The following is a 26,571-nucleotide window of genomic DNA, read 5'->3' as shown; positions in this document are numbered from 1 at the left end:
AGTCATCGACTCCGATCCGTCGGTCGGTCAATCATGTCGAGCAGCAGTGTCGCGGCGACCGCTGCCCCGTCCGTGCGGATCGTGCCCGCCACGGCGGCCGCCCGTGCTCTGGTCTGAGGAGTCAGCACCGCCGTGAGTGCTGCCGACAGCGACTCGAAGGTCGGAACCGGACCGTCGTGCGCTGCGCCGATACCCATAGCGGCCACTCGTCCAGCCCAGTACGGCTGGTCCACCACCTGCGGTACCACCACCTGTGGCGCGCCTGCCCGCGTGGCCGTCGTCGTCGTTCCAGCGCCGCCGTGGTGCACGACGGCGGCTACCCGGGTGAACAGTGCCTGCTGATTGACCTCGCCGACGGCGAAGCAGTCGTCGAGGTCGTCGATCAGCGCCAGGTCCGCCCAGCCCCGACCGACGAGTGCGCGGCGCCCCTGCGCGCGGATCGCCTCGATTGCCACCCTGGCGGCGTCCTTCGCCGCTCCCATGGGCATGCTGCCGAAGCCCACATACACCGGCGGCGGGCCGGCGTCCAGAAATGCCACCAAGTCGGCAGGAAGTGGGCGGTCGTCGGGCGGGATCCACGCGCCGGTCTGGACGACGTCGAGGTCTGACGTCCGCCGCCACGGGTCCAGAATCGGGTCCGTCGCGAGCCACGGCCGGTCGCCGAAGACGTAGTCGCGAACGTGGCGTACCTGGGGCAGGCCGATCGACGCCCGGTTGGTGTCGAGCGCCTCACCGAAAAGCGCATCGATGCTCTGAGCGTCCAGGTCCCACAGTGTCCGGTTGTCCGTCACATCCGGCGGGAACGACCGGCCCGGATACGCCAGCGGCGGGCGATGCGGTGATGGCAAGGTGAGCTGCTGAAAGGTCACGGACACGGACGGAATTCCCAATTTCTCGGCCACCGACAACGCACCAGCCGCCGCAGGCATCACACCGGTCGCGACCAACCCGTCACTTCCCTCGGCAGCAGCAGTAACCGCCTCGAACTGAGCGGCGATCAACTCAGCCGCGCGCCGGGGCAGGTCCGCCGAAGACGGTGCCGCGGTCGTCAGCGCACGTGCCGACTGCCCGACGGGCACCATCGATACGCCGACACCAGCCAGGCGCTGCGCGAAGTCCTCGTCCGGCGGCGCGCACACCCGCACCTCCGTGCCGAGGTCCTGCAACTGCACTACGAGTCCCACCAACGGTTCGACATCACCGCGCGACCCATACGTCGACAACAACACACGCACTCCATGTCCCCCAATTCCGCCGGTTCCGGCTCAGGCCGGTAAGTGTGCGGCACAACCCGGGCCTTGCCGCAAGACCCCGGGTGCGCTATACATTGAAAGTGGAAGAGAGTTCGTCTCTTTCCCTCTCGTCCGATGCGGACGCACATCTTCCCCCGAAAACCGCGGTGCCGGGGATCCGATCGGGATCCCCGGCACCGCGGTCATGCAGGTGCGGGCTGCAACAGACCGATCCGGTCGAATCGCTCCGCACGGTCGGAGAGTCGTTGGGTGGCGTCTGCCGCGTCGAGGAGCGACAGCTCGCGGTGGAGTGCGGCACCGACACGAGTGCAGAATGCCGTGGATTCTTCTGCGGCATCAGGATATTCGGGAATTATCTCGTCCACGATGCCATTCGCGAGGAGATCTGACGATCGGATTCCCTGTCGGGCGGCCATGTCCGGGGCGTGCGCGATGTCGTGGTGCAGAATTGCGCTCGCCCCTTCGGGTGGCAGGGGGGACAGCCAGCCGTGTCGGGCCGCGAGCACCCGGTCGGCCGGGATCAACGCAAGCGCGCCGCCGCCGGTGCCCTGCCCGAGCAGCAGAGAGATGGTCGGGACGTCGAGTGAGACCATGTCGGCGATGCAGCGGGCGATCTCACCGGCGAGGCCGCCTTCCTCCGCCTCCTTCGACAACGCCGCACCCGCGGTGTCGATGACGGTCACCAACGGTAGATTCAGTTCCGCCGCCAGCCGCATTCCCCGGCGCGCCTCCCGCAGCGCGCCCGGGCCGAGTGGTGACCGCGTGGTCTGACCTCGGCGGTCCTGCCCGAGCAGGACGCACGGCATGTCACCGAACCGGACGAGAGCAAGGATGAGACCTGGATCGTTCTCGCCCTGACCGGTCCCGTTGAGCGGCAGGACATCCGACGCGGAGTGGAACATCACCTCCCGCACACCGGGCCGGTCCTCGCGGCGGGAGGCGACCACCGACTCCCACGCGGACAGTTCGGGCTGGGTTCCGTGGACTGGGGCGTCAGCGAGCGACGGCCGGCCACCGCGGCGGGAGGTGATAATGCGCAGTGCGCGGTCGACGATTTCGGCGAGTTGGTCCGGCGGCCGCACCGCGTCGATGAGTCCGTGCGCGTGGAGGTTCTCGGCGGTCTGGACGCCCGCCGGGAACGGCGACTCGTACAGCGCCTCGTACACGCGGGGTCCGAGGAAACCGACGAGCGCTCCCGGTTCCGCAATGGTGACGTGGCCCAGGGAACCCCAGGACGCGAACACTCCACCGGTCGTGGGACTCCGGAGGTACACGAGATACGGCAGATGCGCTTCCTTGTGCTTGACCACTGCCGCCGTGATCTTGACCATCTGCAGGAACGCGGTCGTCCCCTCCTGCATCCGCGTGCCGCCCGACGTGGGCAGAGCGAGCAGCGGAAGACGCTCGCGGGTGGCGCGGCGGATCGCGGCGACCAGCCGCTCCCCCGCGGCCACGCCGATGGAGCCGCCGAGGAAACCGAACTCGCAGACCAGGATCGCCGTTCGACGGCCGCGGATGGTGCCTACCCCGGTCAGGACAGCCTCGTCGAGGCCGGTTCTCTCCTGTGCGCGCTGCAGTTCGTCGGCGTACTCGCAGTCCCCCGAAACCTGAATCGGAGGGGTGTCCCACGACTCCCAGGTGCCGTCGTCGACCACGAGATCGAGCAGTTCGCGAGCGGTCAGGCGTGCCATCAGCTGCACTCCTTCAGCCACGACAGCACGCTGTCGGTGTCGGCGCCGAGAACCGGTGGTGCGGTGTGCCGGGTCTCGGTGACCTCGGTGCCGTCCGGTTCGAAGAATCGCAGTGGCGGGCCGGGCAATGTGATGGTTCCGAGGGTGCGGTGGTCGACGTCGACGAGCAGTCCCTGCGACTTGGTCTGCTCCCATTCGTAGACCTCGGAGATCGTCCGGACCCGTCCGGCAGGTACGCCCATGCGGTCGAGTTCGATGAGAAGTTCGTCGCTGGTGGACGCGCCGAACGCATCCTCCACCAATTCCAGGACCTGCTTGTGATTCTCGACGCGTTCGGCATTCGTGGCCACTCCGGGGGCGTCCGGGTCGAGGTGGAAGCCCGCGCAGAACCGCTGCCACAGTCCTTCACTGCCCACCGAGATCTGCACGGCGCCGTCGGCGGTGCGAAACAGCCCGTAGGGCGAAATCGAGGGATGGTGGTTGCCCTGCGCCTCGCCGATTTCACCCGCGACGGTCCACTTCGTGCCCTGGAAGGCGTGCACGCCGACGACACTGGCCAGCAATGACGTTCGCACGACGCGACCCCGTCCCGTGCGCTCACGCTCCTGCAGGGCCGCGACGACACCGAACGCTCCGTACATGCCGGCGAGCAGGTCCGCGATCGGAACACCGACACGCTGAACCTCGTCGGGATTGGGTCCGGTGAGCGACATCAGTCCCGCTTCGCCCTGGGCAATCTGGTCGTACCCCGCACGACCGCCTTCGGGACCGTCGTGACCGAAACCGCTGATCGACAGGACAACCAGGCGCGGGTTCAGCTCCGCGAGACGTTCGGTCGTGAACCCCAACCGGTCGAGGACACCGGTGCGGAAGTTCTCCATCAGGACGTCGGCGCACCGAACGAGAGACTCGAGAGTCCCGCGGCCGTCGTCCGTCTTCAGGTCGAGAGTGATCGACTTCTTGTTCCGGTTCGCGGACAGGAAGTACGTCGACTCCCGTTCGGCGTCGGCCGGCTCCACGAAGGGCGGCCCCCACCCGCGGGTGTCGTCGCCGCCGCGCGGGGTCTCGACCTTGATGACATCCGCGCCGAGGTCGCCGAGCATCATCGCCGCGTGCGGACCCGCAAGTGCGCGGGTCAGATCGACGACGACCACTCCCTGCAGCGGACCTGTGCGCTCCATCGTTTTCGTGGACATGTGAAACCACCGTTACTTCCTGGCGAGAGCCGAGAGAGCTGGACTGTTGGTTCAGTGGGCTAGTGGACTAGCCAATTAAATGAAACATCTGATCCGGCTGATGTCAAGAGAGAAAATTCGCCGTGGCCTGCGAAGAGGCAGCGGATCTACCCGATTACGGTCAGAGCCAGCCGGGCACCACAAGAATCGCCCACGCCGCGAGTGGGCCGATCGCGACGACGAGGGCGCTGTATTTCAGGATCTGCTTGTAGAACCGGTCTCGATCGACGTTCTGCGCGTTGGCGAGGACCAGCGCACCGTTGGTCGAGAACGGGCTGACGTCCACGATGGTCGAGGAGATGGCGAGCGCGACGATCACTCCCACCGCACCGACCTCACCGGCGAGCAGGAACGGAACTGCTAGCGGAATGGTCGCACCCAGAATCGCCGTGGACGACGCGAAGGCCGAGACGATGGCACCGATGTAGCAGAGGAGCAGCGCGACTAGGAGAGGCATGCCCAGGCTTGCGACCGCGTTTCCGACGTACTCGACGGTGCCCGCTTCCTGCAGCACTCCGACGAAGGTGAGGACGCCGCCGATGAGCAGCACCGTCGACCAGCTGATCTGCGCGATCGCGCCCTTCTGCGCCTTTGGCGAAGCGAGCGCCAACACGACGGCGACGGTCATCGAGATGAAGCCGACGTCCAGGTCGAGAATCAGCGAGAACACGGCGAGTGCAGCGAGACCGACCAGTGTGAGGGCCTGATCGAACGTGACACGAGAGGGTGTCGGTGAGTCAGTAACAGTCGGCGTCGGGCGCACCTTGGTCGCGGTGGCTCCTCCCGGACCCGAGTTGCCTCCGGTCGAGGGCACTCCCCCGCCCGAGCCCTCGCCGCCGGTTCCCGCTGCGCCCTCGGGACCGTCGTCGTGCACGCTGCGCCCTATCAGGTCGCGGCCGCCGAGGAACACGAAGAGGAGCACCCCGATCGCCGCGTTGAACAGGAGACTTCCCAGAAAAAGAGTGAGCGGACTGCTGGTCAATCCGGCCTTTGATGCGATGTCGTTAACGGTGACGCCGTAGATGCTGATCGGCGAGAAACCGCCGGCCTGGGCTCCGTGCACGACCATCATGCCCATGAGCAGCGCGTTGATTTTGTAGCGGGCGGCGAAGCCGAGAGCGATCGGCGCGACGATCGCCACGGCGGCGGGGCCGAGCGCACCGATCGCGGTGAGCACCGCGGTGATCCCGAACATCACCCAAGGAATCAACGCGACACGACCCCGAACCAGCCGCACCGCCCCGCGGACCATCAGGTCGACGGTCCCGTTGTTCTGGGCGATCGCGAAGAGGTAGGTGATGCCGACCAGCGTCAGGAACAGGCTGCTGGGAAATCCGGCGATGATGTCGTCACTGCTCATGTGCAGCGACAGTGTTCCGACGAAGAAGGCGGCAACGAAGCCGAGTGCGCCCATGTTCACGGGCAGCACGGTCGCCGCCAGAAACATGACAGCGAGCGCAAGGATGGGAATCAACTCGGTCGACATGAACGTCTCCGGTTCTGTGGCAGTGGCAACTGGTCTCGGCCGCCACCGGAAAGGTGAATTGACTCAGTGGCAGATTGGCCTAGCCACTTCATAAAAGCAGTGTCGCGGATCACTGTCAACAGCAACTGTGGGTGTGGTTACACGACTTTCCGAGATACCGTGGAGTAGGTTCAGTGGAATGGAGAGTGGGTGGCCCAGTGGCTGAGCAACTGCGTCCGGTAGCGCGACCGCGGCTGTACGAGGTAATCGTCGAGCAGCTCTGTGCCCATATCGCCGACCACGAGATGACGCCGGGTGACCGACTCCCGGCGGAGCGCGAACTCGCAGCCCAGCTGGGCGTGAGCCGCGCCTCCCTGAGCCAGGCGCTGGTCGCCCTCGAGGTGCAGGGTGTGGTGTCGGTCCGGCACGGAGACGGCGCCGTGCTCGTCCGCCGGCCCATCGAGGAACGAGCGGTCAAGGCGCTACGCGAACACGCCGACCGCCTTCCCGAGGTGATCGAGGCCCGCGAGGCACTCGAGGTCAAGCTCGCCGGGCTTGCCGCCGAGCGGCGAACCGACGCGGAGATGGCGGCGATCGACGACGCACTCGCGACGATGGAATCCGAGATCGCCGCCGGCGATCGTGGCGATCTCGGTGACGAGCAGTTCCACGAGGCCATCACCGTCGCCGCACACTCGTCATTACTGGCCAAGCTGATGCGCGAAATTTCCGGACTGATCCGGGAGACTCGGATCGAATCCCTGTCCCAGGCCGAACGCCCACGAGCCTCCCTCGAGGGGCACCGGCGCATTGCGGCGGCGATTCGCGACCAGGATTCCGCAGGCGCTTCCCGTGCGATGGCCGATCACATCCGGATGGTGTCCGACGTTGCGCTGCTGCGCGAGAGCGGGTAACCGGGGCCTCCTTGCCGCCGACCGACTGCCGGTGGGTCAGGGTCCGTTCCCCGCTCGACCCGCATCACGGCGCACTCGGCCAGCGCTGTACCCGCAAGGTGCCCCATAGTGTGTGCAAGCGCCGATCGTCCGTCCACGTCCGCGGGTGTGACCCACTCAACCTTTGACTTCAAGTACTTGAAGTTCTTAGCGTTTATGTCGTGAGTGCACGAACCACCCCACGCGACTACACGATCAAGGACGCGGCCGCACTGACCGGACTTCCGGCCAGCACGCTGCGTTACTACGAGTCGGTCGGCGTGATCGCGCCGATCAGCCGTGGGGAGAGCAGTAGACACAGGGTCTACGACGAGAACGACTTGGGACAGCTGTTGGCAATCGCGTGCCTGGCGGCAACCGGGATGTCGGTCAGCGACATGAAAGAGTACGTCGCCAACGCACAACTCGGGGCCGGGGCCGCACCCGCGCAGATCGAATTGCTGACCCAACGCCGGCAGCAACTTGCAGTCGAGGCCCGGCAGATGGCACTCCGCCAACGTTACGTCGACCTGAAGATCGACTACTGGCGCGCGATCGACGCGGGCGACGAAGCCCGTGCCACGCTCCTCGCGGCCGAGGCGAGTGCATTGGCTGACGACCTCAAGAACACCAAGAAGCGATAGTCCACACCCCGCACGCCCGGTGCTCGCCCGTAGACGGATGCGTCACCGGTCACGCGACCCTGCCCTACTCACTACCGAAGTGACCCCAGAGAAGAAGGAAGATTTGCCATGCGCGTCCACGCGTACGCCGCTCCCGCCGCGGGCCAGCCGCTGGTTCCCACGACCATCGAGCGCCGCGACGTCGGCTCCCACGACGTCCTCATCGAGATTCAGTACGCCGGCATCTGTCACTCCGACATCCACACCGTCAACGGCGACTGGGGTCCGCAACCCTTCCCGGTCGTGCCCGGCCACGAAATCGTCGGCACCGTCGCCGAGGTCGGCGCCGACGTCACACGCCACAAAATCGGTGACCGTGTGGGCGTCGGCTGCATGGTCAACTCCTGCGGCCGGTGCATCAACTGCCAGGGCGGCGACGAGCAGTACTGCACCGACGGCATGGTCCCCACCTACGCCGGCGTAGACCGTGACGGCACCACCACCCAGGGCGGTTACTCCACCCACGTCGTCGTTAATGCCGACTATGTCCTGTCCGTCCCGGAAAGCTTGGACCCGGCTGCCGCGGCTCCCCTGCTGTGCGCCGGAATCACCACCTACGCCCCGCTGCGCCGCTGGGGTGCCGGTCCCGGCAAGAAAGTTGCCATCGTCGGCCTCGGCGGGCTCGGGCACATGGCCGTCAAAATCGCCCACGCCCTCGGCGCCGAGGTCACCGTGCTGTCCCAGTCGCTGAAGAAGCAGGAGGACGGACTCCGCCTCGGCGCCGACGCGTACTACGCCACCTCCGACCCCAGCACCTTCGAGCAGCTCGCCGGTCGGTTCGACCTCATCGTCAACACGGTCAGCGCCGCCATCGACCTCAACGCCTACCTCGGACTCCTCGCCGTCGACGGTTCCCTGGTCAATGTCGGTGCCCCCGCCGAGCCGCTCAGCCTGAACGTGATGTCGCTGATCGGCGGCCGTCGCAACTTCGCCGGGTCGATGATCGGCGGCATCGCCCTGACCCAGGAGATGCTCGACTTCTGCGCCGAGCACGGCATCGGATCCGACATCGAAGTGATCCCCGCCGACCAGATCAACGAGGCTTACGAGCGGGTCCTCGCCTCAGACGTCCGATACCGGTTCGTCATCGACACCGCCACCCTGAACTGACCAACGTGAACGCCCGCCGGACGAGGCGGGCGTTCACCCGCACATCACACACCGGCAACCGGCCGCCTCACCGATTAGCGGCCAGCACTGCCGCGAGGCCTTCTTGTAGATCCTTGACGAAATACGCGGGAACCTCCAGCGACGGAAAATGTCCCCCGGTTTCGGGCGACCTCCATCGGACGATCTGTCGGTACCGCTCCTGCGCCCAAGGGCGCGGACACTTCTCGATGTCGCGGGGATACATACTGATTGCTGACGGGACGTCGACCCGAAGTTCGGGGTCGAGCGAGTTGTGGCTTTCGTAGTAAATGCGGGCCGACGATGCGCCGGTCCGTGTCAGCCAATACAGGGTGACGTCGTCAAGAACACTGTCTCTCGAAATCGTCTCGAACGGGCTGTCTTCGGTGTCTGTCCACTCCGCGAATTTGTCAAGGATCCAGGCAAGAAGTCCGACTGGTGAGTCGACGAGCGAGTACCCGATGGTCTGCGGTCGGGTCGCCTGCTGCTTCGCGTAGGCCGCGTGGTGGCGCCAGAAATCGCGGGTTTCCTCGGTCCATGTGCGCTCGTCCGCCGTCAGCCCGTCCGTTGTCAACCCGGGCGGTGCCTGCGCGGTCGTCGTGTGGATGCCTAGAACGTGCGCGGGGAACCTGCCGCCGAGGACGGTCGTGATCACACCTCCCCAGTCGCCCCCGTGGGCTACGAACCTGCCGTAGCCGAGCCTTCCCATCAGCTCCACCCATGCGGCCGCGATCTTTTCGGTTCCCCACCCGGTGGTGGCCGGTTTGTCGCTGTAACCGAATCCTGGTAACGACGGGACCACGACGTGGAACGCCGGCGCGCCAGGATTCTTCGGATCTGCCAGCTCGTCTACAACATCAATGAACTCGGCAATGCTGCCTGGCCAGCCGTGCGTCAAGATCAAAGGCGTGGCATCCGCGCGCGCAGATCGGCGGTGCAGGAAGTGGATCCCCAGATCATCAATGCTCGCGCGGAACTGGCCGATCCCGTTAAGGCGCGCTTCGAACGACCGCCAGTTATACCCGGTGCGCCAGTAATCCACGACATCGACGAGGTCGGCGAGAGGTACGCCCTGTTCCCATCGGCGAGGGTCGGGCGCAGCGCGGTAGACCGTCTCAGTCTCTGGTAGCCGCGCCGCGGCTAATCGCGAGCGCAGATCGTCGAGTTCAGCGTCAGTTGCGTGGGCTTCGAATGCTTGCACGTCGCTCGTTGGACGGGGCATGAGACCTCCCGATCAGTGGAACCGGCTAAGACGGTTCTAGCACGCCCTCAGGTCAGCACGCAACCAGCTAAGGTGGTTCCATGCGTGCTGGATTTCCTGACTTTCGCCTCGGTAATGTGCTGGCGACAAGCTTCACCGGGACTCTGTCGGAGCGTCATGGCAACGCTGTCGAGCGCATTCCCACGCCGCACCGCCTCATCGACTGGTTGGCCGCGAACGGCCTCGCCGTGGACGCCTGCACCCCCGCCCAGCTCGAACTCGCTCGCACATTGAGGGAATCAATTCACGCCGCAGCAACAGCGGCCGCAATCCACGACCCTCTCCCTGCGCCTGCTGTCCAAGTCATCAATGACTGCAGCATTCAGGGCCGAGCCGCGGCTATCCTGACGCCCGAAGGCAATCGGCGATGGCGACTTATCTCGGCTTCCTGCGTAGAAGATGCCCTAGGCGTGATCGCCGCCGACGCCATCAGCATCATCGCAGGCGAACGAGACGGAAAATTGGCCTTGTGCGCATCGCCAACCTGCCAAGCCGCCTTCTTCGACACTAGCCAAAGTCGCACCCGCAAATGGTGTGACATGAACACGTGCGGGAATCGTCAGAAGAAAGCGCGCTTCAATGCCAACCAGCGCAAGAACTTCCACTCAGCAAAGTAACCGTCACCCTCGGCGCATCCAGATGGGCCCCACGTCTGCGACACATCTAGTGGACATGGACAGCGATAATTTCCGTGGTACGGACTCGACCACCGGCATCACCGCAGTCGCGCTCACCGTTGACGCGATGAAACGCGACGTAGAAGTGAAGATACTGGTGAGCTGCACGCCCACCGATACCGACCGAGTCGCCGAGTTTCTCACCGGCAGTCTTCGTCTCGGTGCCACGATCGTCCACCGGTAGCTCGCACCGATCACGGTTCTGCAGTGCGCCCCGCGTGCTCCGAATCCGTGTCGACAGATGTGTGAGTGCATCACGGTGCAGGAAGCTCGTCGAACACCGCGTCGCGAGGGTTTGCCGAAGGCCGCCGAGCTTCGTTGCGTCGAACAGGCCGGATAGAGGGATGGCCATGCCGTGAGCCACACCGGCGGCCAGATCGGTCAAGTGCCCGGTGTCCGTAGCAAGCACGCCGACGGTCGACATCCCTCTATCCGGCGGAATAGTCTGTGACGGAACGATGTAGTCGGCCGACCGGCTACTGACTGTGCCAGTGTGCGGGAGCAGAAATACCGGTAGGCAAACGCGTTTCGCCGCTACCTCGGGCGGCGTTGATTTGAGGTTGGGTGACGTACAACGCGGCCGACAGATCGGCGCCCTCCAACCTGGCATCACGAAGATCCGCTCCGAGCAGATCAACCGCGGTGAGGTCGCTTTCCCTCAGGTCTGCGGCAATCAGGCAGGCTCCGCGTAGGTCCGCGCCGCACAATCTGCGTGCGCGCAGGTTCTTGCCGACAAGGTCCGCCCCGGAAGCGAGGCCCTTGTCCAGGTGTTCATTTTCGGCGAAGTAGGAAGCTCGAACTTCCTCACTGGTGTCGACGAGGACTGCTCTGACATCGGAATGCAGAGCATCCATATCGACCGTGAGTAGCTCGGGCAGTCCGCCACGAGTCAGTGCGGTGATGACTGAGGCGAGTTCGCGAGCTTCATGTGCAGCGTCCGGGTCATAGGTACGCGCCTGCGCCTCGAGCAGGTACCACAGCATCTCGTGCAGTTGCTTCATGACCTTGAAGGCGGCAAACATGCGTTGCTGCAAATCCGGACGCTCCCGCCAGCTGATCCCTGAGAACAATCGCTGGGATACGGCCTGGCCGGCGCCGAAACAGTCGAAAACTGTACAGCCGCGGAACCCCCGTGAGCGGAGTCCCGCGTGGACAGTGCAGGAGAACTCCGAACCGAGGTGCCGGCATGGTGTGCCGGCTGGCTTGTCCTCGGCGAAATCGACCGATCGCGAGAATCCGAACGCAGTGCAGCACAAGGCGAAACAGCTTCCGCAGTCGGCGCGCAGATCCTGACGGCGCTGAGGCGCAGGACCGGCGGTCATCGCAGAATCTCCAGCTCAGCACGGCGGAGGACGAACGGGCGCCGCCGACGCGGCATGGACATGGTTGTCGATGAAATGATCAAGTGAGCTCCAAGTGGCGATTCCAATGCAGGACAGGAGGAGGGAACCCGCCAACGGGTTCCCTCTCGAGGCACACGGAATCACCACCGCACGAAGGCGCGGCACACAATCAACGCTAAGGGTCTGGGTCACAGACGACTTATGGTAAGCACTGCACACAAAGTACCAGCTCGGCCGCGGCGACCCGCAACTCGTCCCCACCGCGCTCGCCCAGCCCGATCGCCCGAATCGGAACCTCGAGCTTCCGAGCGGTTTCCGAAAGCGGACCCCTTGCGGTGCCTCATGAGGTCACGTCCGGCTGCTCCTACTCTTCGGGAGAGCTGCTCGTAGATCAGTCCTTCGCTTCGCGGACGTCCTTTCCCTGCTCGGCGAACGCCTTGAAGTCCTGCATGTGCTGTAGCGACTGCTTGCGGAAGGAGCCGGGCATCAGGAGCCCCACCAGGCGCATCAGCAAGCCGTCGAACCGGTATTCGCTCTCGCTCACCCAGAGCGTGATCTCCGGACCCGCTTCGGTCAGCCGGTCGCGCACGGCACTCCACATGCCCTCGCCGACGATCTCGCGGTCGAAGTGAACGACGCTCCCTTTCGGGATCCCGCGCAGGTCTGCCGGTTCCCGACGCGTGATGGTCTCGGTGCCCTCGAACTTGTGCTTCCCCATCTGCATCACGACTCGCGATCTGGTACCGACCTGCCCGTGCACCCCACTCAGCGGCTCGTGCAGCACCAGACCCCGCAGCCACTTCGGCAGGTGTGCCGAGTCGGCGAGCAGCTGTACCACTGTCTCCAGAGGCAGGGCGATCTCGATCGAGACGGTGTACTTCATGGCGGAGCGCTCCTGGTTCCCGAGTAAGGAAGCCGACGCTAGCACCCTCGCTTCATACCGTGAGGTCATGGCACGTCCAACGATCTCCCGGTTGCGGTGGTCACGGCGGGATCGCCCTATCTGCGGAGGGCAAGGGCGTGTTGCGGCTGCGCCGCACCCGTCGACGTGCGGCTCGCCGAGGCGATTATCCACCACGAAGTGCGTGCCCAGTCGCGGCAAGCAAGCGCTCACAGCATCCCGTTCATCAGGTGCCCCTCAGCGATCTCGAAAACACCAAGCCGGCCCCCACCGCGGTCTGACCGATCAGCAATGCTCCGGGCAGTGCGAGTAGTTCCCATCCAGTCGCCGATGGCAGCCACAACGACGCAATGCATGCGGCGAACAACGTGACTGTGAACACCTGGCCAGCCGCGATCAGGCGTTGACCGACCGAGGTAAGTCTGCGGCGTCCAATCAGGACCAACGAAGTCGCAGCGGCCATGATGCAGACGACAAACCCGACCACCCCTGGATAGATGAACAACGGCTCGAAGGCCGGGGAACCGCCTACATCGATATATCCCTTCGTCAACAGCTGGGGAAGCACCCACACTCCGATCAGTAAGGCACACAACACACTGACGTAGGAGCAGCCGACCAAGAACCTCATCTGCGCAGGTTAGCCGGTTACGGGCTGTCAGTCCCCGACAAGCCCGGTTCCGGGCCGATCGAACAACTGGCGTGGGGGCGAGTGGCGGTCTTCGCGGGGAGGCTTCGAACTCGGTGCCGCGGAGCACGTGTGCGGCAAAGGCCTTACCACGGACGAGCCGCTGGACACACTGACCTCGGAGCGGCACTCGCCCACGTCGGTGCCCGTGGTTCGCCTTCGACCGACTCGGCTCGCAATCCATGTCGGCACAGTATGCCGCTACTCAGCTCGCCAACGGCCTGAGTCGTTTTCGGGGCCCTGGTGCAGACTCTCGGGCACCGCTCTCTAGCCAACCATGGTTATTCATCACGCCGCCGACCCGATCGTGCCGATGGCATCGGGGTATTCAGAAGAGCATTCAGCGAGCACGCAACAAGCTCTTCGGGGAACTCGGCGTGTCGTGAGAGGTGCGGAATACGGACAAGATCGTTGAGTGCCGTGCGAACCGCATTCACCAGCGCGAGTGCGTCGGCCTCGGTGACTTCTGAACGCGAGATTCGTAGCCATTTGACCCATTCGGCGAGGTCGTCCTGGCGGACTCGCCGATTACGCTCGGCAGCACTGGCGGGGAGGTTGAGGGCTTCGGTAACCGAAACGGCGAGCAGATCCGTTGCTTCGGTTGCGATACGCACATAACCTCTCACGAGGCCTTCGATGACCTGTTCATCCGAGGCGCTGTGATGCATCGCCCTGGAGCTTTCCAGGGCCATCCATTCCTGTACTCGAATGATCAAGGCGGAGAGGATGTCTGCCTTGCTGTCGAAGTACCTGTAGACGGCAGGGCCTGCGATGCCGAACTCGTCGAGGCTGACTCCACCGAAACCGCGCTCCCGGAACGCGCGCGCCGCTGCTGCGATGATCTGTTCGCGACGTGAAGTACCTGGCCGTTCATGTGCGACTGGAGCCTCCGCCGCTGGCGCATCGCCGGAATCGGGCGACGCTGAACCGCATTCGGGGGTATTGATGGCTGCCAACGCAGCAGACACCAGCAGTGGGGACAGGCGACGCTGTGACAGCGAACGGTCGTAGTGCCCTGGGCTGGTGATGATGCTCACTGCCATCCACGCGCGTACGTCGGCACCGAATCTGCTCTTGGAGGGATCGGCCTTTTCAATGGCCCTTCGCACCGCGCCTCCGACGCGACGAGTACCCTTGCGCACTCGCTCGAAGTCATCGGCGGTGAGGTGCCGTGCTTCTCGCTGCCATAGGGGGCCGAGTCGAAGGCTCTCCAGTGATGCCTCAACCATCAACGTCAACAACTGCTCCAAGCTGCAGCCGCCGGATTCGGAGCTCTCGGCGGATTGGGCTGCCATGAGCAGTCGGTCCTGGTCTTCGAGGACCACCTGCGACAGTAGATCCTGCTTGTTGGCGAAGTGCCGGTAGATCGCCCGTGCGGTGACGTCGGTTGCCTCAGCGATGTCTTCCATCCGCACGGCGTGAAACCCGTATTTCGTGAACAATTCACTGGCGTTGTGGAGTATCTGCGCACGCCGGTCACGGGGTCGCCGGCGCGAGGCGGTGGACACCTTCACAATTTGCGATGCGGTCACGACACCCTTTTCCTCCTCGACGCCCCTATGGGATGCGGCGGACGGTCCACCGCAGTATCCCGCACTGCCGCCGTTCGAGAGCCGATCGGACGCAATGCCTCCTTCCCACGCGGGGCGGCGCAGGCGCACTGCGCCCGAGCGTAGGTGAGGTCTCCACTACGGCCGCAGTCCGTACTGTACGCTCATTTTACGATAAGAGCCATGGACAAACTTCCTTGATTCGATGCTACCTGCTCGATTCAACAGAAGATACGTTCGCATGACATTCTCGGCTTAACACGCAGCGAGGCACACCTCGCGCTGCCGCGGTTCACTCGCGGGGAGCCAGCCCTCCCTACTCGGCGTATACGGGCCCCTACCAGGTCATACGTTCGCGAATGCACGAAAGTTCAATGATGCATCCTCTGGACTTCCTGGACCCGATCAGTTCCACATCTTCAGATACGAGCTATTGACATATCTACGGAGAGGAGCCTACTAATGTGAGTAGAAGCACATCAGGTTGTGAAGCAAACCACTAGGGATCAGGGACATGCCGCCTCATGGAGGTGACCATCCGCACCCGGCCGGTCACAGCTTCTGCTTACACCCGTTCGAACAAAGGAACTTTGATGAAGGATCTGCAATTTCTGCAATGCCAGACCGATCAGAAGATAGGCACGGTCTGGCTTACCCGCCCACCGGTCAACGCGGTCACCCGGGAGATGTACGCAGAGATCAAGTGGTTCTTCACCCACACGGAGGAGTACCTCCCCGAGGCTCGGGCGATCGTCTTGACCGGCGCCGGCAAGCACTTCTGCGGCGGCAACGATCTCACCGAATTCCAGACGATGACGCCGGAAAACGCCGGTGAGCGCATGCTTGCGGTCCGTGAAGCGTTCTGGTCGATCTACGATTGCCCGTTGCCGGTGATCGCGGCTGTCCACGGAGTGGCCGTGGGCACCGGACTGGCCCTCGCAGCGTCGTGTGATCTGGTCGTCGCAGCCAAGGGCGCCACCTTCACGCTTCCCGAGGTCAACGTCGGTGTGATGGGCGGCGCCAAACATGCCTCACGCCTGGTACCGCAGCAGTTGGTCCGCTACCTGCACCTCACCGGCGAATCGCTGTCTGCCGAGGAACTCGCCCAGCAGGGCGGCGTCTTGAAAGTCGTCGATCCCGATCAGCTACTCGATGTAGCCTACGACGTGGCGGCCAAAATGGTTCGGCACTCCCCGGTCACGTTGCGGTTCGCCAAGCGCAGCCTCAATGCGATCGAATACCAGGACCTCAAGGGCGGCTACGAGTTCGAGCAGGGTCTTTCCGGCGAGTTGTCCGCTTACTCAGACGCCAAAGAGGCCGTAGCAGCATTCTTCGAGCATCGCGCACCGGCCTACACGGGAGCATGAGATGAATGCTGTTTCACCTGTGCCGGTCGAGCAGATCACCGAGATCGCCGATCTGCGGCGCCAGGCTCGGAGGTGGCTCGCCGAAGCAGAGATCCCCACCGTGCCGTTGGAGCTGGAAGAACGGTTCAACGTCCTTCGTCGATGGCAGCGCACACTATTCGATGCCGGCTGGATGGGGCTGGGATGGTCACGGGAAGCCGGCGGACGTGGCCTCACCGCGCGCCACCAGCAAGTCTTTTCCGAGGAGCTGGCGCGCGCTCATGCACCCGCCCCGATCGGGTTGATCGGCCTCGATGTGGTCGGCCCCTCGATCCACCGGTACGGTTCGCCCGAGCAGCGCTCCCGTTTTCTGCCACCGCTGCTCGCCGGTGAAGACATCTGGTGTCAGGGGTTCTCCGAACCTTCCGCCGGCTCCGACCTCGCATCACTGCGGACCCGCGCTCTTCGCCACGGGGACAAGTACGTCGTCAACGGACAGAAGGTCTGGACCAGTTGGGGTAATCAGGCCAATTGGTGCGCACTGCTGTGCCGCACCGACCCCGACGCCGATCCCAAGCACGCCGGCATCTCCTACCTCATCGTCGACATGAGTTCCCCCGGAATCACCGTCCGTCCACTCGTCCAGATGACAGGCGATGCCGAATTCTGCGAAGTCTTCTTCGACAACGTCGAAGTCCCGGTCGGCAACCTGGTCGGCAAAGAAAACGACGGCTGGCGAATTGCCCTCGACACCCTGTCTCAGGAACGAGGCAACTATGCAATGCGCCGACAGGTGGAGATCGGCTGGGGTGTCGAGAAGACGATCGACGGACTACGAGGCACCTCCCCGGAATCGGCGACCAATCGTCGGATCAGCACCGCCATCGGAGAGTCACACGTGGCGCTACGGGTGTTGGACGCCCAGATCCGCCGAACTGTGCAACGCCTGATCGACGAAGAGGGACCACATCCCCTCGACTCGATCGACAAGCTCGTCCTCAACGACGCAGAGCAGGTGGTCGGTCGCGCCCTCGCCGATCTTCTCGGACCGTTCCGCCTCGACACCGAATCACAACCTCTCGGCCTGAACGCCGCACAGTTGATTCACGATCACTACTTCTCGCGTGCCGCATCGATCTACGGCGGTACATCCCAGATCCAACGCAACATCGTTGCCGAGCGGCTGCTCGGCCTACCCAGGAGCTGATGATGAGTCTCACCGCACCTGACGTGGACCTCGTCACCCCTATCCGCGAATTCTTCGACCGCCGTGTCACATCCGACTACCGTCATGCCCTGCTCAGCGGCGGCGGCTGGGACCCGGATCTGATCGCCGAACTCGACGACCTCGGCTGGTTCGAGCTGACCCGCCCCGAAAACCGCGGTGGTCTAGGCATCGACCTGACCGCGGTCGCCGGTCTGATCGCCTTGGTCGGTGATCGGCTCGTACCCGGCCCCCTGGTCGAGCAACTGATCCTGCCGGCGTACCTCGACATTCCCGAAGGTTCGCTCGTCGCCTTCGCCGACCCTGCCGTCACCCTCGACTGGGCCTCCTCGATCGGTTACGTGCACATGGAATCGGGGCAGATCCAGGGAACGATCGAACTCGTACGCTTTGGCGCCGAGGCCGATTCGCTGGTACTGGCAGTCGACGGCCCGGACGGACCGGCGCTGCTGCTCCTACCGGGCAGTGACCCGGCGCTGACGCTCACGCCGATCAGCAGTTCTGATCCCACATCGCATTACGTGCGCCTGGAGATCGCATCGCGAACTGTCGCCGACGCCGAGATCCTCGCCACCGGAATCGAAGCGGCCACACTCCTACGACAAATCCGGGCATGGTTCCGGCTTCTCACCGCCTGCGAAATCAGTGGTATCGCCCGCCGTATGCTCGAGAAAACCGTCGAGTACGTCGCGCAACGTCGGCAATTCGGCAAGCCCGTCGGATCGTTCCAAGCCGTGAAACACATTGCGGCGTCGATGGCGCAGGCGACCATCTCGATGGAGGCGCTCTGCGAGGCAACGGTTTCCGATATTGCCTCTGCTGACGTTGATTTCGACATCGAGATGGCAACGTGGACGGCCAAGGCCTATGCCGCCGGCGCCGGACGACAGGTGGTCGAGGACGCCTTGCAGTTGCATGGCGGGATCGGCTTCACCACCGAATACGACCTACACTGGTACTACCGCCGCGTCCTCGCCCTGCGGACCTGGTATGGGGACGAGCACGAACTCCACGCACTCATCGGTTCGCGGCGCCTGACCGACGGAGTCGACCGATGATCACCGCAACTCACACCGATTCCGCGCGCCGCGACCGCTACCTCACCAGCGGCGAGTGGAGCCGCAGCACGATCGATTCTGCTTTGGCCGAGTGTGCACACCATCACCCTGATCGGCTGGCTGTGGTCGATGGCGATCGTCAGGTCAGTTATGCCGAACTCGACGCCATGATCCGTCGGTTGGCCGGCGTGCTACTCGAGCGTGGGATCCGGCCGGGCGACTCGGTGGTCTGGCAGTTGCCGAACTGGCTCGAAGCGATCGTCGTACATCACGGTGCGCTGCGGATCGGCGCGGTCTCCACCCCGATCATCCCGATCTATCGACATCGCGAAGTGCAGTTCATTCTGAAGCAATCGCGAGCGCGTATCGCGTTTGTGCCCGGCATGTTCCGAACCTTCGACCACCGCGGGATGTTCGACGAGCTGGCGCCCACGCTCCCCGACCTCGAGCATGTGATCACCGTTCGCGGTTCCGACAACGAGTTCGACCAAATCCTCTCGGGCGCAACTCCACTCGACAATCCAGTCGAGCACGCCAGCATCGATATCGCATTGCTTCTGTACACATCCGGAACCACCTCCGATCCGAAGGGTGCTCTGCACACCCACGAAAGCCTGGATTACGAGAACCGGAGCATCATCGAACTCTTCGATCTGACCGGCGAGGACATCGTGTACATGCCCTCACCGGTCGGTCACATCACCGGCATTCTGTACGGACTGCAGTTGCCGTTCATGCTCGGCAGCCATGTCGTGTTCCAAGATATCTGGGACCCCGGCGCCGGCCTGGAGTTGCTGCAACGCCGACGCTGCACGTTCGTCGTCGGTGCCACACCCTTCTTGCACGGGCTGGTACACCACCCGGATCGCGCCGAGTACGACATCACCCTGCGGGTTTTTGGTTGCGGTGGCGCCGACGTACCTCCCGAACTGATCCGGCAGGCCGAGGAGCAGCTGGGCTGCACCGCGACCCGCATCTATGGATCGACCGAATTCCCGACTCTGTCCGGCGGAAACGCGAGCGATCCGCTGGACAAGCGCGCCGCCACCGACGGGCGTCCCATCGGGTCCGCAGAAGCGAGGACTGTCGATGAGCACGACACTCCGGTCCCCCCGGGCGCGGTCGGCGACCTGCAGGTTCGCGGCCCTGACCTGTTCACCGGATACCTCGATTCGACACTCAATTCGGATGCCTTCACCTCGGATGGCTGGTTTCGGACCGGTGATCTGGCGGTGATCGACGAGGACGGTTACATCCAGATCACCGGCCGGCGTAAGGACATCATCGTCCGGGGCGGGGAGAACATTTCCGCCAAGGAGATCGAAGACCTGCTCTTCGAATATCCCGGTATTGCCGATATCGCGGTGATCGGCATGCCCGACCCGATCATGGTCGAACGCATCTGCGCCTATGTGGTACCGAGCGACCAGGCGCATCCACCTGCCCTGGACGAGCTCACGTCGTTCCTGCGCGAACATCGGATGGCTACCCAGAAGCTGCCCGAGCGGCTCGAAGTCGTCGAACAACTACCGCGGACGGCGACAGGCAAGATCCAAAAGTTCGTCCTGCGTGACCGAATCCGAGACACTCTGACCTCCGACAAGGCCGTCTGATCGCACTCCCCCATCTCCCTCGTACCCCTTCCGAAAGGAAACTCCCGTGAACACCACACTCCTCGAGGAACTCGACGTCCTCGTCATCGGCGGCGGCTTCTCCGGCGTCTACCAGCTCGACCGGCTGCGCACCCTCGGCTACAACGTCAAGATCTACGAGGCCGGCACCGGACTCGGCGGCGTCTGGCATTGGAATTCCTATCCAGGTGCACGCGTCGATACCTGGGCGCCGGTCTACCAGTTCTCGCGCGAAGAGCTCTGGCGCGACTGGAACTGGAGCGAGATGTACCCCGGTCGTGACGAGCTGGTTCGCTACTTCGAATACGTCGACGAGAAGCTCGACCTGAGCAAAGACGTCCGCTACGAGACCCGTGTCCTGGCAGGCCGGTTCGATGAAGAAACCCATAAGTGGACCTTGGTCTCCCGCAACGAGCGCACCGGTGAGGAATTCACCACCCAGGCGCGGTTCGTGATCATGTGTCTCGGTGCCGGCTCCAAGCCCCTCTTCCCCAAGCTCCCTGGCCTCGAGAAGTTCGGGGGCGACTACTTCCACACAGCACGCTGGCCACTGGAGGGCTACGACCTTGCGGGCAAGCGGGTCGCCGTCATCGGCACCGGAGCCAGCGGCATCCAGGTAATCCAGGAGGCCTCGAAGGTCGCAGATCATCTGACAGTGTTCCAGCGCACCCCCAACACCGCGCTTCCGATGAATCAGCGAGCGCTCACTGAGGCGGACAATGCCGAAATGAAGAAGACCTACCCGGAGCGATTCGCCAACCGCAAGAACACCTGGGCCGGTTTCGATTATGACTTCCTCAAAGAGAACCTCCAGGATCTGAGCGAGGAACGTCGCAACGAAATACTCGAGGAACTCTGGACCAACGGTGGACTGCAGCCCTGGCTGGGTGGCTTCCTGAATGTCCTGTTCGACAAGGACGACAACGACATCCTGTACGCGTTCTGGCGGGACAAGACACGTCAACGTATCACCAGGCCGGAGCTGGTGGAACTGCTTGCACCGACCGAGCCGATCCATCCGTGGGGCGTCAAGCGTGTCTCCCTGGAGCAGAACTACTTCGAGAGCCTGTGCCGTGACGATGTCGAGCTCGTCGATTCCTCTGCCAATCCGATCCGGGAGGTCACCAGTGACGCCATCGTCACCGCGGACGGAACCCGACACGAAGTCGATGTCATCGTGCTGGCCACCGGCTTCGACTCGGTCACCGGAGGTTTGACTGCCATCGATATTCGCGGCACCAGCAATGAGACCTTCGAGGAGGTGTTCCGCGGCGGCAGCCGGACAGCACTGGGCAAGGCGACAGTAGGCTTCCCGAATCTTCTGTACGTCTACGGGCCCCAGAGCCCGAACGCATTCTGCAATGGTCCGACATGCGCCGAACTTGAAGGCGAACATCTGATCCAAATCGTCGAGCACATGCGGAACAACGGCTATACCCGTATCGAGGCCAAGCCGGAAGCCCAGCAATATTGGGGTGCGCATATCGCAGATCTCACCTCGGCCACCCTGTTCCCGCTGGCCAAGTCATGGTACATGGGCGCAAACGTACCCGGCAAAACCGTCGAAATGCTCATGTATCCCGGCGGTCTTTCGGTATACCTCGAAATCCTCGAGAAGGCCGCTGCCGGTGGATATCAGGAGCAATTCGAACTTGTCTGATCTCACCTGACCAACCACCCCGATCTGAACCGAGGGTAAACACGCTCATACCTGTCGTGACATTCACCTTTGAGCCGTCCATCTAGACCAGTGGAATCGACGATTCCCGAAGAGGATTTCGAACTTTCGTCGACCACCCTCTCCACAAGGAGCCGATCCAGTCCACAATCGTGCCCAAGTGTGAATCCTTGGCACGGGACCCAATTCCTGACAGCCGAGTGAAAATCACCCAGTACCTCAACCCGCACGGACTTAGGAGTTCACGCGATGGCTACCTACCAACCCACAGTATTCTCGACCGGGCATCAGTTTCTCGAGGCACCTCGCTGGCATGACGGAAAACTCTGGGCCAGCGACTTCTTCAGCGAACAGGTGCTCACCTTCGCTGAGGACGGCGCCGCAACGCCGATAACCAAAGTGCCCGGACGACCGTCCGGACTCGGTTTCCTTCCCGACGGGACACCTCTTGTCGTCTCGCAGAACGAGCGGTCGGTGTATCGCATCACCGCCGGCGGCAAGCTCGAGCAGTATGCCGACTTCAGCGCACTGGCTGGAGGGACCGGCAACGACCTGTACGTTGCACCGGCGGGCGACGCCTATGCCGGCAATTTCGGATTCGCGCTCGGCGAAGAGGATCCGAAGCCGACACACCTCGTCCACATCCGTGCCGACGGCAGCGTCTCGCAGGTTCCTGGAGATCTGATCTTCCCCAACGGCTGTGCACGTACCCCCGATGGCACCCTGCTGGTCGCGGAAACCTTCCCGCACCGCATCAGCGCGTTCGACATGGCGGAAGATGGCGGTCTGACCAACCACCGAGTATGGGCTCAGCTCGACGAGTCGTTTCATCCCGATGGCATCGCCCTGGATAGTGACGGAGGCCTCTGGTTCGGGAACGCGTTGACCCTCGGTGCCGACAGTGGCTTCTATCGGGTCGTCGAAGGCGGCCAGATCACCGATAAGGTCGAGGTCACCGACACGTGGGCAGTGGCGTGCGCATTCGGCGGAGAGAACCTCGACACCCTCTACCTCTGCTGCAATACAACGACGCTCGAAGAGTTTCACGAAGGACGCTCGACCGCTCATGTGGCCGTCGCGCGGGTCGGGCGCACCGGAGTTCCGGCGTCCATCTGAACGTGAGGTGACAGGCGTCTGCCCACACCGTCACAGATTTCGGTGCGCGACCTGGCCGAGCACATCGTGGTGGAAACCGCTTCACCTGTTCCTGCTTGCCGGCGTCGGTCGCGAACAAGCCCGGAGGACTCTCAGCGAGCGGGTTCGAATCCGGCCAACATTTGTTCGAGTGCGGCCTGGTCGGGTCCGACGAAGGCATCAGCCTGTGGCGCGGTGGCGAGCATGTCGAGATACTCCGCGGTGCGCCCGTCCGCCGGGGGCAGGTGAGTGCTGAGGAGTCGCCGGGGTTCGAGATCGCTCAGGGTTGACACGGTGGCCAGGAATTTGTCCTGGTCCACCGTGTGAACCCAGGGGCTGTCGACGGTGGCCCACAGGTGCTGGGCAGCGCGCACCGTGGTCGGCGTGCAGTAGCCGATGTCATCGGCGGTGGCGAGTTCGGCGGTCTCCATCGGCGCCCCGAAGCAATCCGAGGAGAAGTAGGCCTCGCTGCGGTCGTCGTAGAAGCCGACGGTGCTGGGATTGTCGAACAGCGGCGGCCGCAACGCCGTCAGCGTCCGATCGCCGACGTCGAGGGATTGACCCGGATTAAGCAGATAGACCCGGTCCATCGGCACGGGCCGTGCGCACGACATGATGCCTACGCCCGCGAAGGTCGTGATCAGGCGGGCGCGCGGCGCCGCGTCGAGCAGGTCGAACAGCGCGCCGGTGTGATCGCGGTCCGGATGCGTCAGCCAGATCCACTCGACGTCCGCGGCGTCGAGCACCGATCCCAGGGCGTCCATGAACCCGCGTCCGGGCAGACTCAGTCCGGTGTCGACGACGACGGGTTCGGCGGCGTGCAGAACGTACGCGTTCACCGGCAGGTGTCCGATCCCCGGTACTTCCAATTCGTCGCTCAGAGCAGTAATGTCACGTCGGATTCTGTTGATACGCATAAGAACTCTCCTCAGTCATCGTAGTCGACGCGGATCAGTGACCTGGCGATCGCCGCCAGTTCGGCTTCGGTCGGCTCGTATCCTCGCGGAACCTTCAGCCCGAGTTCGAACGGGGTGGCCCCGTCGTCGAGAGCTGCCCGGAATGCGGCGCCTGCCTCGGCGGGGGTGGCCTCGAGTAGCAGGGCCCGCCCCCGGCGGACACGGCCCCGGTGGGTGACCGTCACGGGTGCACCGCCGGCGAAGTTGCGCCGCCACGGACGCTCGGTGAAGACGAGCGTCTGACCGTCGACGTCGTGCAGGCATACCGGCACCCGCAGGGTACGCCCGGTACGACGGCCGGTGAACTCGATCAGTCCTTGGCGCCAGATGCGCCGCCCCAGTGACCGGGTCGTGAGGACCCGCCGGACCAACGGATTGACCAGCCGCATCAATTGGGGCGGCGGCGGGCTCAGCCGCACATTCGTGGTATCGGTTTTGGACATGTCACCGACGCTAGGCCCGACGCGGAGGGGGCACCATTCCACAATTCTGGTATATCCGATTGCCGATCCGCGCTCGTACGATTGACTCGTGAGCGTGGATTCCGTGCAGTGCGCGGTAGACAAGGTCGCACGATTGTGCGCCGCCCCACGCGGGCTGGTCTCGCTGTGGCGGGAAGCGTCGGACGTCGTCGCCGGGGTCGTCCCGTACTACTGGACGCCGTGCTGGTTCACGCTCGACCCCGTGTCCTTGCTGATGACCAGTCATTATCACTTCGGCATGGACGAGTTTCCCGGGGAATGGCTGGCCGCCGAGTACTACGAGGACGACGTTCAGTCCGTCCCCGACGTAATGCGTTCCGCCGACGGGGTTTCCACGTTGCATGAAGCGGCGCACGGTGATCTGTCGGGAAGTCCGCGCTGGCGCCGGAACCGGACGCTCGGCGGCGACCAGGAGCTGATCGCACGGTTACGCACGCACGTGGGGAGCGCTGAGCGTCTACGTAGATCTCATACTATCTGCCACTTGCGTGGCGGGCGTGGGAGATGGACGTGTGTCACGGCTACCCACATCACCGTGCGGTGGTGTGGGTTTGACCGTGTCCCACACCGACGCTTGTGGTGCAGGAACATGCTGTTTCGGAGTCACCCCCAACCGCTGAGGTGCGGCGGGCTGGCTGCGGCGGACCCGGCGGTGTCGCGGCCGACGCGGTGTGGGTCCGTTCTTGTCGCGGCACTTACGCACCGGCGTGTGTTCGGCGACCAGGATCGCGGGCATCTGCCCACGCCGGCGGGTGACGTTGTTCTTGCCGAGGAGCGCGCGTTTGGCCAGGTTCACCCCGGCGATGTGGTCGCGGTTGCCGCCGACCTGGCAGCGGGCACACCACGCGTCGTGATAGCCGGCGGGGCGGGCAAGTGGTTCGTTGCAGCCCGGACACAATGCGGACGACCCTCGGGCAGGCACCGAGACCACCGTGACACCGACCTCCGCGGCGGTGTGGGCGAGGGCTGCGACGGCTTTGCGGCGGGCGGACTGCGCGGCCCGATTGTTGTTCACCCGGCCGTGACCCCGGGTTTCGAGGGTGGTGAGATCTTCCACCGCGATCATCTCCGCGCCCGCTGCGGCGGCGTAGTCGGTGACCTGACGGCCGAAGTGGAACGCCAGTTCCCGGTTGATCTTCCCCCGCTTGACGCCCACCGCCTCGCGGTGGAGGTCGAGGACGGTGATCTTCGCCTCCAACCGGGCACGGACCTCGGGTGGGGCGGTGGTGGCCAGTCGGGTCAACCGGGCCGCCTTCCGGTGCAGCAGTTGACCTTCCTGCTGAAGGCGGGCCAGTTTGATACCGAGACCCCGATCGTCGTAGGTCCAGCCCCGGTAGTCAGAGACCAGCCCCTTCGGGCCGTCGGCGGTGATGGCGGCGGCCCCGAGTGTGGACGGGGACCAGTCCACCCCTACCGCCGTCGTTCCCGATGTCACATCAGCGGCTGGGACTGCTTCGGTGGCAGCGCACCGCAACAACAGACCCCGGTGGTCGAGGACCAGGGTCGGCAGATGCCACTCGCTGATCGGCCGCCGGTGCAGGTGCGGTGGGATCGCGGCGGTCACCCGAACCCGTCGCCACTGCGCGCGTCCTGTCGGGGCGACGGTGGTGGGGAGTTTGACCGTCAACGTCAGGACTGCGTCTGTGACGGTGATGTGTGCGAGTTGTCGATCCGCTGCGGAAAGCCGTGCCATCGCCGAGGTCCGGGGTGGTGCTTGCACGTCGGTGATCCGCAGGCGCGCGCCGGCGGTGCGGCGTGCGCGCGCTGTGAGCTGCCGCACCACGCCACGGGCGAATCCGGGCGGGACGCACTCCGCAGCAGTAGTGGGTGCGGTGATGCGGCCGGTGGCCGGGTCGAACCTGGCCGACAGTGCAGTGATCGCGGTGTCTCGGTATGCCAGAGCCCGCAAAGTGCCTACTGCCTGCGCGGTCACCACCCGCGTGACACGCGACGGGACGTAGACACCGTCCGGGTAGTGCGGGGTCCAGCCGAGCCGCGCAGCAGCGACATGACCGTGCATCGGGAGTTTCCGGCCCTGGCCGTCACATCCAGCGGCCAGGACATCGAAGGTGGCCGGTTGCCACAGCCGGAACAGCAGCTGCGCTTCGGCGCCCGAGACCAGGTCGAGCATCCACCCGACACGAACGTCGAGGTCGTCGAGCCCGATCGGCGCACCGGTCGCGTCATCGACAGCCAGGTAGGGGCGGGTGGTGAACGAGAACTGCCGCAGCGCAGTCAATCCGGTATCGGCCAT

General features: G+C 64.4%; 23 protein-coding genes and 1 pseudogene. 11 read left to right on the top strand and 13 right to left on the bottom strand.

All coding sequences use genetic code 11. The features are described from left to right. Positions 1 to 2 precede the first annotated feature (2 nt). From GFS60_RS14745 to GFS60_RS14730, 4 genes are all read right to left on the bottom strand, one after another. Positions 3 to 1,235 (bottom strand): glycosyltransferase, encoded by a 1,233-nt coding sequence (locus GFS60_RS14745; RefSeq protein ID WP_159922286.1) that lies wholly within the window; start codon positions 1,233 to 1,235, stop codon positions 3 to 5. A gap of 200 nt (positions 1,236 to 1,435) precedes the next feature. After that, positions 1,436 to 2,944 (bottom strand): carboxyl transferase domain-containing protein, encoded by a 1,509-nt coding sequence (locus GFS60_RS14740; protein WP_159922284.1) that lies wholly within the window; start codon positions 2,942 to 2,944, stop codon positions 1,436 to 1,438. Beyond that, positions 2,944 to 4,140, bottom strand: coding sequence for a CaiB/BaiF CoA transferase family protein (locus tag GFS60_RS14735; RefSeq protein ID WP_159922282.1), 1,197 nt, complete (start codon positions 4,138 to 4,140; stop codon positions 2,944 to 2,946). Before GFS60_RS14735 ends, GFS60_RS14740 begins: the two co-directional genes overlap by 1 nt. 160 nt (positions 4,141 to 4,300) lie before the next feature. After that, positions 4,301 to 5,665, bottom strand: a complete 1,365-nt coding sequence (locus GFS60_RS14730) for an SLC13 family permease (RefSeq protein WP_159922280.1) — start codon at positions 5,663 to 5,665, stop codon at positions 4,301 to 4,303. Between the two features lie 197 nt (positions 5,666 to 5,862). Here GFS60_RS14730 and GFS60_RS14725 point away from each other — a divergent pair, with 197 nt between their 5' ends. From GFS60_RS14725 to GFS60_RS14715, 3 genes are all read left to right on the top strand, one after another. Next, positions 5,863 to 6,558: a FadR/GntR family transcriptional regulator gene (locus GFS60_RS14725; RefSeq protein WP_159922278.1), complete on the top strand. Its 696-nt coding sequence runs from the start codon at positions 5,863 to 5,865 to the stop codon at positions 6,556 to 6,558. A 200-nt stretch (positions 6,559 to 6,758) separates the two neighbouring features. After that, positions 6,759 to 7,220 carry a MerR family transcriptional regulator gene (locus tag GFS60_RS14720; RefSeq protein ID WP_159922275.1) on the top strand — a complete coding sequence of 154 codons (462 nt, stop codon included), beginning with the start codon at positions 6,759 to 6,761 and terminating at the stop codon, positions 7,218 to 7,220. 108 nt (positions 7,221 to 7,328) lie between these two features. Next, positions 7,329 to 8,369: an NAD(P)-dependent alcohol dehydrogenase gene (locus tag GFS60_RS14715; RefSeq protein WP_159922273.1), complete on the top strand. Its 1,041-nt coding sequence runs from the start codon at positions 7,329 to 7,331 to the stop codon at positions 8,367 to 8,369. A gap of 67 nt (positions 8,370 to 8,436) precedes the next feature. Here the strand turns inward: GFS60_RS14715 and GFS60_RS14710 are convergent, their stop codons facing one another. Continuing rightward, positions 8,437 to 9,609, bottom strand: coding sequence for an epoxide hydrolase family protein (locus tag GFS60_RS14710; RefSeq protein WP_159922271.1), 1,173 nt, complete (start codon positions 9,607 to 9,609; stop codon positions 8,437 to 8,439). A gap of 80 nt (positions 9,610 to 9,689) precedes the next feature. Between GFS60_RS14710 and GFS60_RS14705 the strand changes: the two genes are divergently transcribed. Continuing rightward, entirely contained in the window at positions 9,690 to 10,265 is a 576-nt protein-coding gene (locus GFS60_RS14705) for a CGNR zinc finger domain-containing protein (RefSeq protein ID WP_159922269.1), read from the top strand. A gap of 46 nt (positions 10,266 to 10,311) precedes the next feature. On the opposite strand, the gene GFS60_RS14700 is transcribed toward GFS60_RS14705, so the two are convergent. From GFS60_RS14700 to GFS60_RS14680, 5 genes are all read right to left on the bottom strand, one after another. Continuing rightward, on the bottom strand, positions 10,312 to 10,749 hold the full coding sequence (locus GFS60_RS14700) for a hypothetical protein (RefSeq protein WP_159922267.1): 438 nt from the start codon (positions 10,747 to 10,749) through the stop codon (positions 10,312 to 10,314). A gap of 52 nt (positions 10,750 to 10,801) precedes the next feature. Beyond that, on the bottom strand, positions 10,802 to 11,347 hold the full coding sequence (locus GFS60_RS39120) for a pentapeptide repeat-containing protein (protein WP_236603470.1): 546 nt from the start codon (positions 11,345 to 11,347) through the stop codon (positions 10,802 to 10,804). 712 nt (positions 11,348 to 12,059) lie between these two features. Next, complete coding sequence (locus tag GFS60_RS14690) at positions 12,060 to 12,551, bottom strand: SRPBCC family protein (protein WP_159922263.1); 492 nt, start codon at positions 12,549 to 12,551, stop codon at positions 12,060 to 12,062. A 244-nt stretch (positions 12,552 to 12,795) separates the two neighbouring features. Beyond that, entirely contained in the window at positions 12,796 to 13,200 is a 405-nt protein-coding gene (locus GFS60_RS14685; protein WP_159922261.1) for a hypothetical protein, read from the bottom strand. Positions 13,201 to 13,538: 338 nt separating this feature from the next. After that, positions 13,539 to 14,765: a TetR/AcrR family transcriptional regulator gene (locus GFS60_RS14680; protein ID WP_268962615.1), complete on the bottom strand. Its 1,227-nt coding sequence runs from the start codon at positions 14,763 to 14,765 to the stop codon at positions 13,539 to 13,541. Positions 14,766 to 15,400: 635 nt separating this feature from the next. On the opposite strand from GFS60_RS14680, the gene GFS60_RS14675 reads away from it, so the two are divergent. The 6 genes from GFS60_RS14675 to GFS60_RS14650 all read left to right on the top strand — a co-directional run bounded on the left by GFS60_RS14675 (position 15,401) and on the right by GFS60_RS14650 (position 22,861). Beyond that, positions 15,401 to 16,174, top strand: coding sequence for an enoyl-CoA hydratase-related protein (locus GFS60_RS14675; protein ID WP_159922257.1), 774 nt, complete (start codon positions 15,401 to 15,403; stop codon positions 16,172 to 16,174). Positions 16,175 to 16,193: 19 nt separating this feature from the next. Then, positions 16,194 to 17,360 (top strand): acyl-CoA dehydrogenase family protein, encoded by a 1,167-nt coding sequence (locus GFS60_RS14670; protein ID WP_159927188.1) that lies wholly within the window; start codon positions 16,194 to 16,196, stop codon positions 17,358 to 17,360. Positions 17,361 to 17,362: 2 nt separating this feature from the next. Then, a complete protein-coding gene (locus tag GFS60_RS14665; RefSeq protein WP_236603467.1) occupies positions 17,363 to 18,436 on the top strand; it encodes an acyl-CoA dehydrogenase family protein in 1,074 nt (357 codons plus the stop codon). Beyond that, positions 18,433 to 20,049 (top strand): AMP-binding protein, encoded by a 1,617-nt coding sequence (locus GFS60_RS14660; protein ID WP_159922253.1) that lies wholly within the window; start codon positions 18,433 to 18,435, stop codon positions 20,047 to 20,049. The genes GFS60_RS14665 and GFS60_RS14660 overlap by 4 nt, the downstream gene beginning before the upstream one ends. 46 nt (positions 20,050 to 20,095) lie before the next feature. Then, positions 20,096 to 21,727: a flavin-containing monooxygenase gene (locus tag GFS60_RS14655; RefSeq protein ID WP_109329781.1), complete on the top strand. Its 1,632-nt coding sequence runs from the start codon at positions 20,096 to 20,098 to the stop codon at positions 21,725 to 21,727. A 267-nt stretch (positions 21,728 to 21,994) separates the two neighbouring features. Continuing rightward, positions 21,995 to 22,861, top strand: coding sequence for an SMP-30/gluconolactonase/LRE family protein (locus tag GFS60_RS14650; RefSeq protein ID WP_159922251.1), 867 nt, complete (start codon positions 21,995 to 21,997; stop codon positions 22,859 to 22,861). 131 nt (positions 22,862 to 22,992) lie between these two features. On the opposite strand, the gene GFS60_RS14645 is transcribed toward GFS60_RS14650, so the two are convergent. After that, positions 22,993 to 23,796 (bottom strand): MBL fold metallo-hydrolase, encoded by an 804-nt coding sequence (locus GFS60_RS14645; RefSeq protein WP_159922249.1) that lies wholly within the window; start codon positions 23,794 to 23,796, stop codon positions 22,993 to 22,995. Between the two features lie 11 nt (positions 23,797 to 23,807). Then, the gene (locus tag GFS60_RS14640; RefSeq protein WP_236603466.1) at positions 23,808 to 24,278 is read right to left on the bottom strand and encodes a grhN; all 471 of its coding nucleotides are present in this window, start codon (positions 24,276 to 24,278) and stop codon (positions 23,808 to 23,810) included. Positions 24,279 to 24,381: 103 nt separating this feature from the next. Here GFS60_RS14640 and GFS60_RS40120 point away from each other — a divergent pair. Next, positions 24,382 to 24,784: pseudogene (locus tag GFS60_RS40120) on the top strand (LuxR family transcriptional regulator); the annotation flags it as partial. Here GFS60_RS40120 and GFS60_RS14630 read toward each other — a convergent pair. Then, positions 24,775 to 26,571 carry a zinc ribbon domain-containing protein gene (locus GFS60_RS14630; RefSeq protein WP_159922247.1) on the bottom strand — a complete coding sequence of 599 codons (1,797 nt, stop codon included), beginning with the start codon at positions 26,569 to 26,571 and terminating at the stop codon, positions 24,775 to 24,777. The pseudogene GFS60_RS40120 and the gene GFS60_RS14630 sit on opposite strands and share 10 nt — an antisense overlap.

Source organism: Rhodococcus sp. WAY2, assembly GCF_009859915.1.
GTDB classification, from domain to species: Bacteria; Actinomycetota; Actinomycetes; order Mycobacteriales; family Mycobacteriaceae; genus Rhodococcus_F; species Rhodococcus_F oxybenzonivorans.
The sequence above is the reverse complement of the archived record's forward strand: the minus strand, read 5'-3'. Positions and strand labels throughout refer to the sequence as shown.

Excerpts from the sequence above, each read along its gene's own strand:
- GFS60_RS14740 (WP_159922284.1), bottom strand. The coding sequence starts at position 2,944 with ATGGCACGCCTGACCGCTCGCGAACTGCTCGATCTCGTGGTCGACGAC.
- GFS60_RS14735 (WP_159922282.1), bottom strand. The coding sequence starts at position 4,140 with ATGTCCACGAAAACGATGGAGCGCACAGGTCCGCTGCAGGGAGTGGTC.
- GFS60_RS14730 (WP_159922280.1), bottom strand. The coding sequence starts at position 5,665 with ATGTCGACCGAGTTGATTCCCATCCTTGCGCTCGCTGTCATGTTTCTG.
- GFS60_RS14715 (WP_159922273.1), top strand. The coding sequence starts at position 7,329 with ATGCGCGTCCACGCGTACGCCGCTCCCGCCGCGGGCCAGCCGCTGGTT.
- GFS60_RS14710 (WP_159922271.1), bottom strand. The coding sequence starts at position 9,609 with ATGCCCCGTCCAACGAGCGACGTGCAAGCATTCGAAGCCCACGCAACT.
- GFS60_RS14705 (WP_159922269.1), top strand. The coding sequence starts at position 9,690 with ATGCGTGCTGGATTTCCTGACTTTCGCCTCGGTAATGTGCTGGCGACA.
- GFS60_RS14700 (WP_159922267.1), bottom strand. The coding sequence starts at position 10,749 with ATGTCGACCGTCGGCGTGCTTGCTACGGACACCGGGCACTTGACCGAT.
- GFS60_RS39120 (WP_236603470.1), bottom strand. The coding sequence starts at position 11,347 with ATGTTTGCCGCCTTCAAGGTCATGAAGCAACTGCACGAGATGCTGTGG.
- GFS60_RS14690 (WP_159922263.1), bottom strand. The coding sequence starts at position 12,551 with ATGAAGTACACCGTCTCGATCGAGATCGCCCTGCCTCTGGAGACAGTG.
- GFS60_RS14685 (WP_159922261.1), bottom strand. The coding sequence starts at position 13,200 with ATGAGGTTCTTGGTCGGCTGCTCCTACGTCAGTGTGTTGTGTGCCTTA.
- GFS60_RS14675 (WP_159922257.1), top strand. The coding sequence starts at position 15,401 with ATGAAGGATCTGCAATTTCTGCAATGCCAGACCGATCAGAAGATAGGC.
- GFS60_RS14665 (WP_236603467.1), top strand. The coding sequence starts at position 17,363 with ATGAGTCTCACCGCACCTGACGTGGACCTCGTCACCCCTATCCGCGAA.
- GFS60_RS14660 (WP_159922253.1), top strand. The coding sequence starts at position 18,433 with ATGATCACCGCAACTCACACCGATTCCGCGCGCCGCGACCGCTACCTC.
- GFS60_RS14650 (WP_159922251.1), top strand. The coding sequence starts at position 21,995 with ATGGCTACCTACCAACCCACAGTATTCTCGACCGGGCATCAGTTTCTC.
- GFS60_RS14645 (WP_159922249.1), bottom strand. The coding sequence starts at position 23,796 with ATGCGTATCAACAGAATCCGACGTGACATTACTGCTCTGAGCGACGAA.
- GFS60_RS14640 (WP_236603466.1), bottom strand. The coding sequence starts at position 24,278 with ATGTCCAAAACCGATACCACGAATGTGCGGCTGAGCCCGCCGCCGCCC.
- GFS60_RS14630 (WP_159922247.1), bottom strand. The coding sequence starts at position 26,571 with ATGGCCGATACCGGATTGACTGCGCTGCGGCAGTTCTCGTTCACCACC.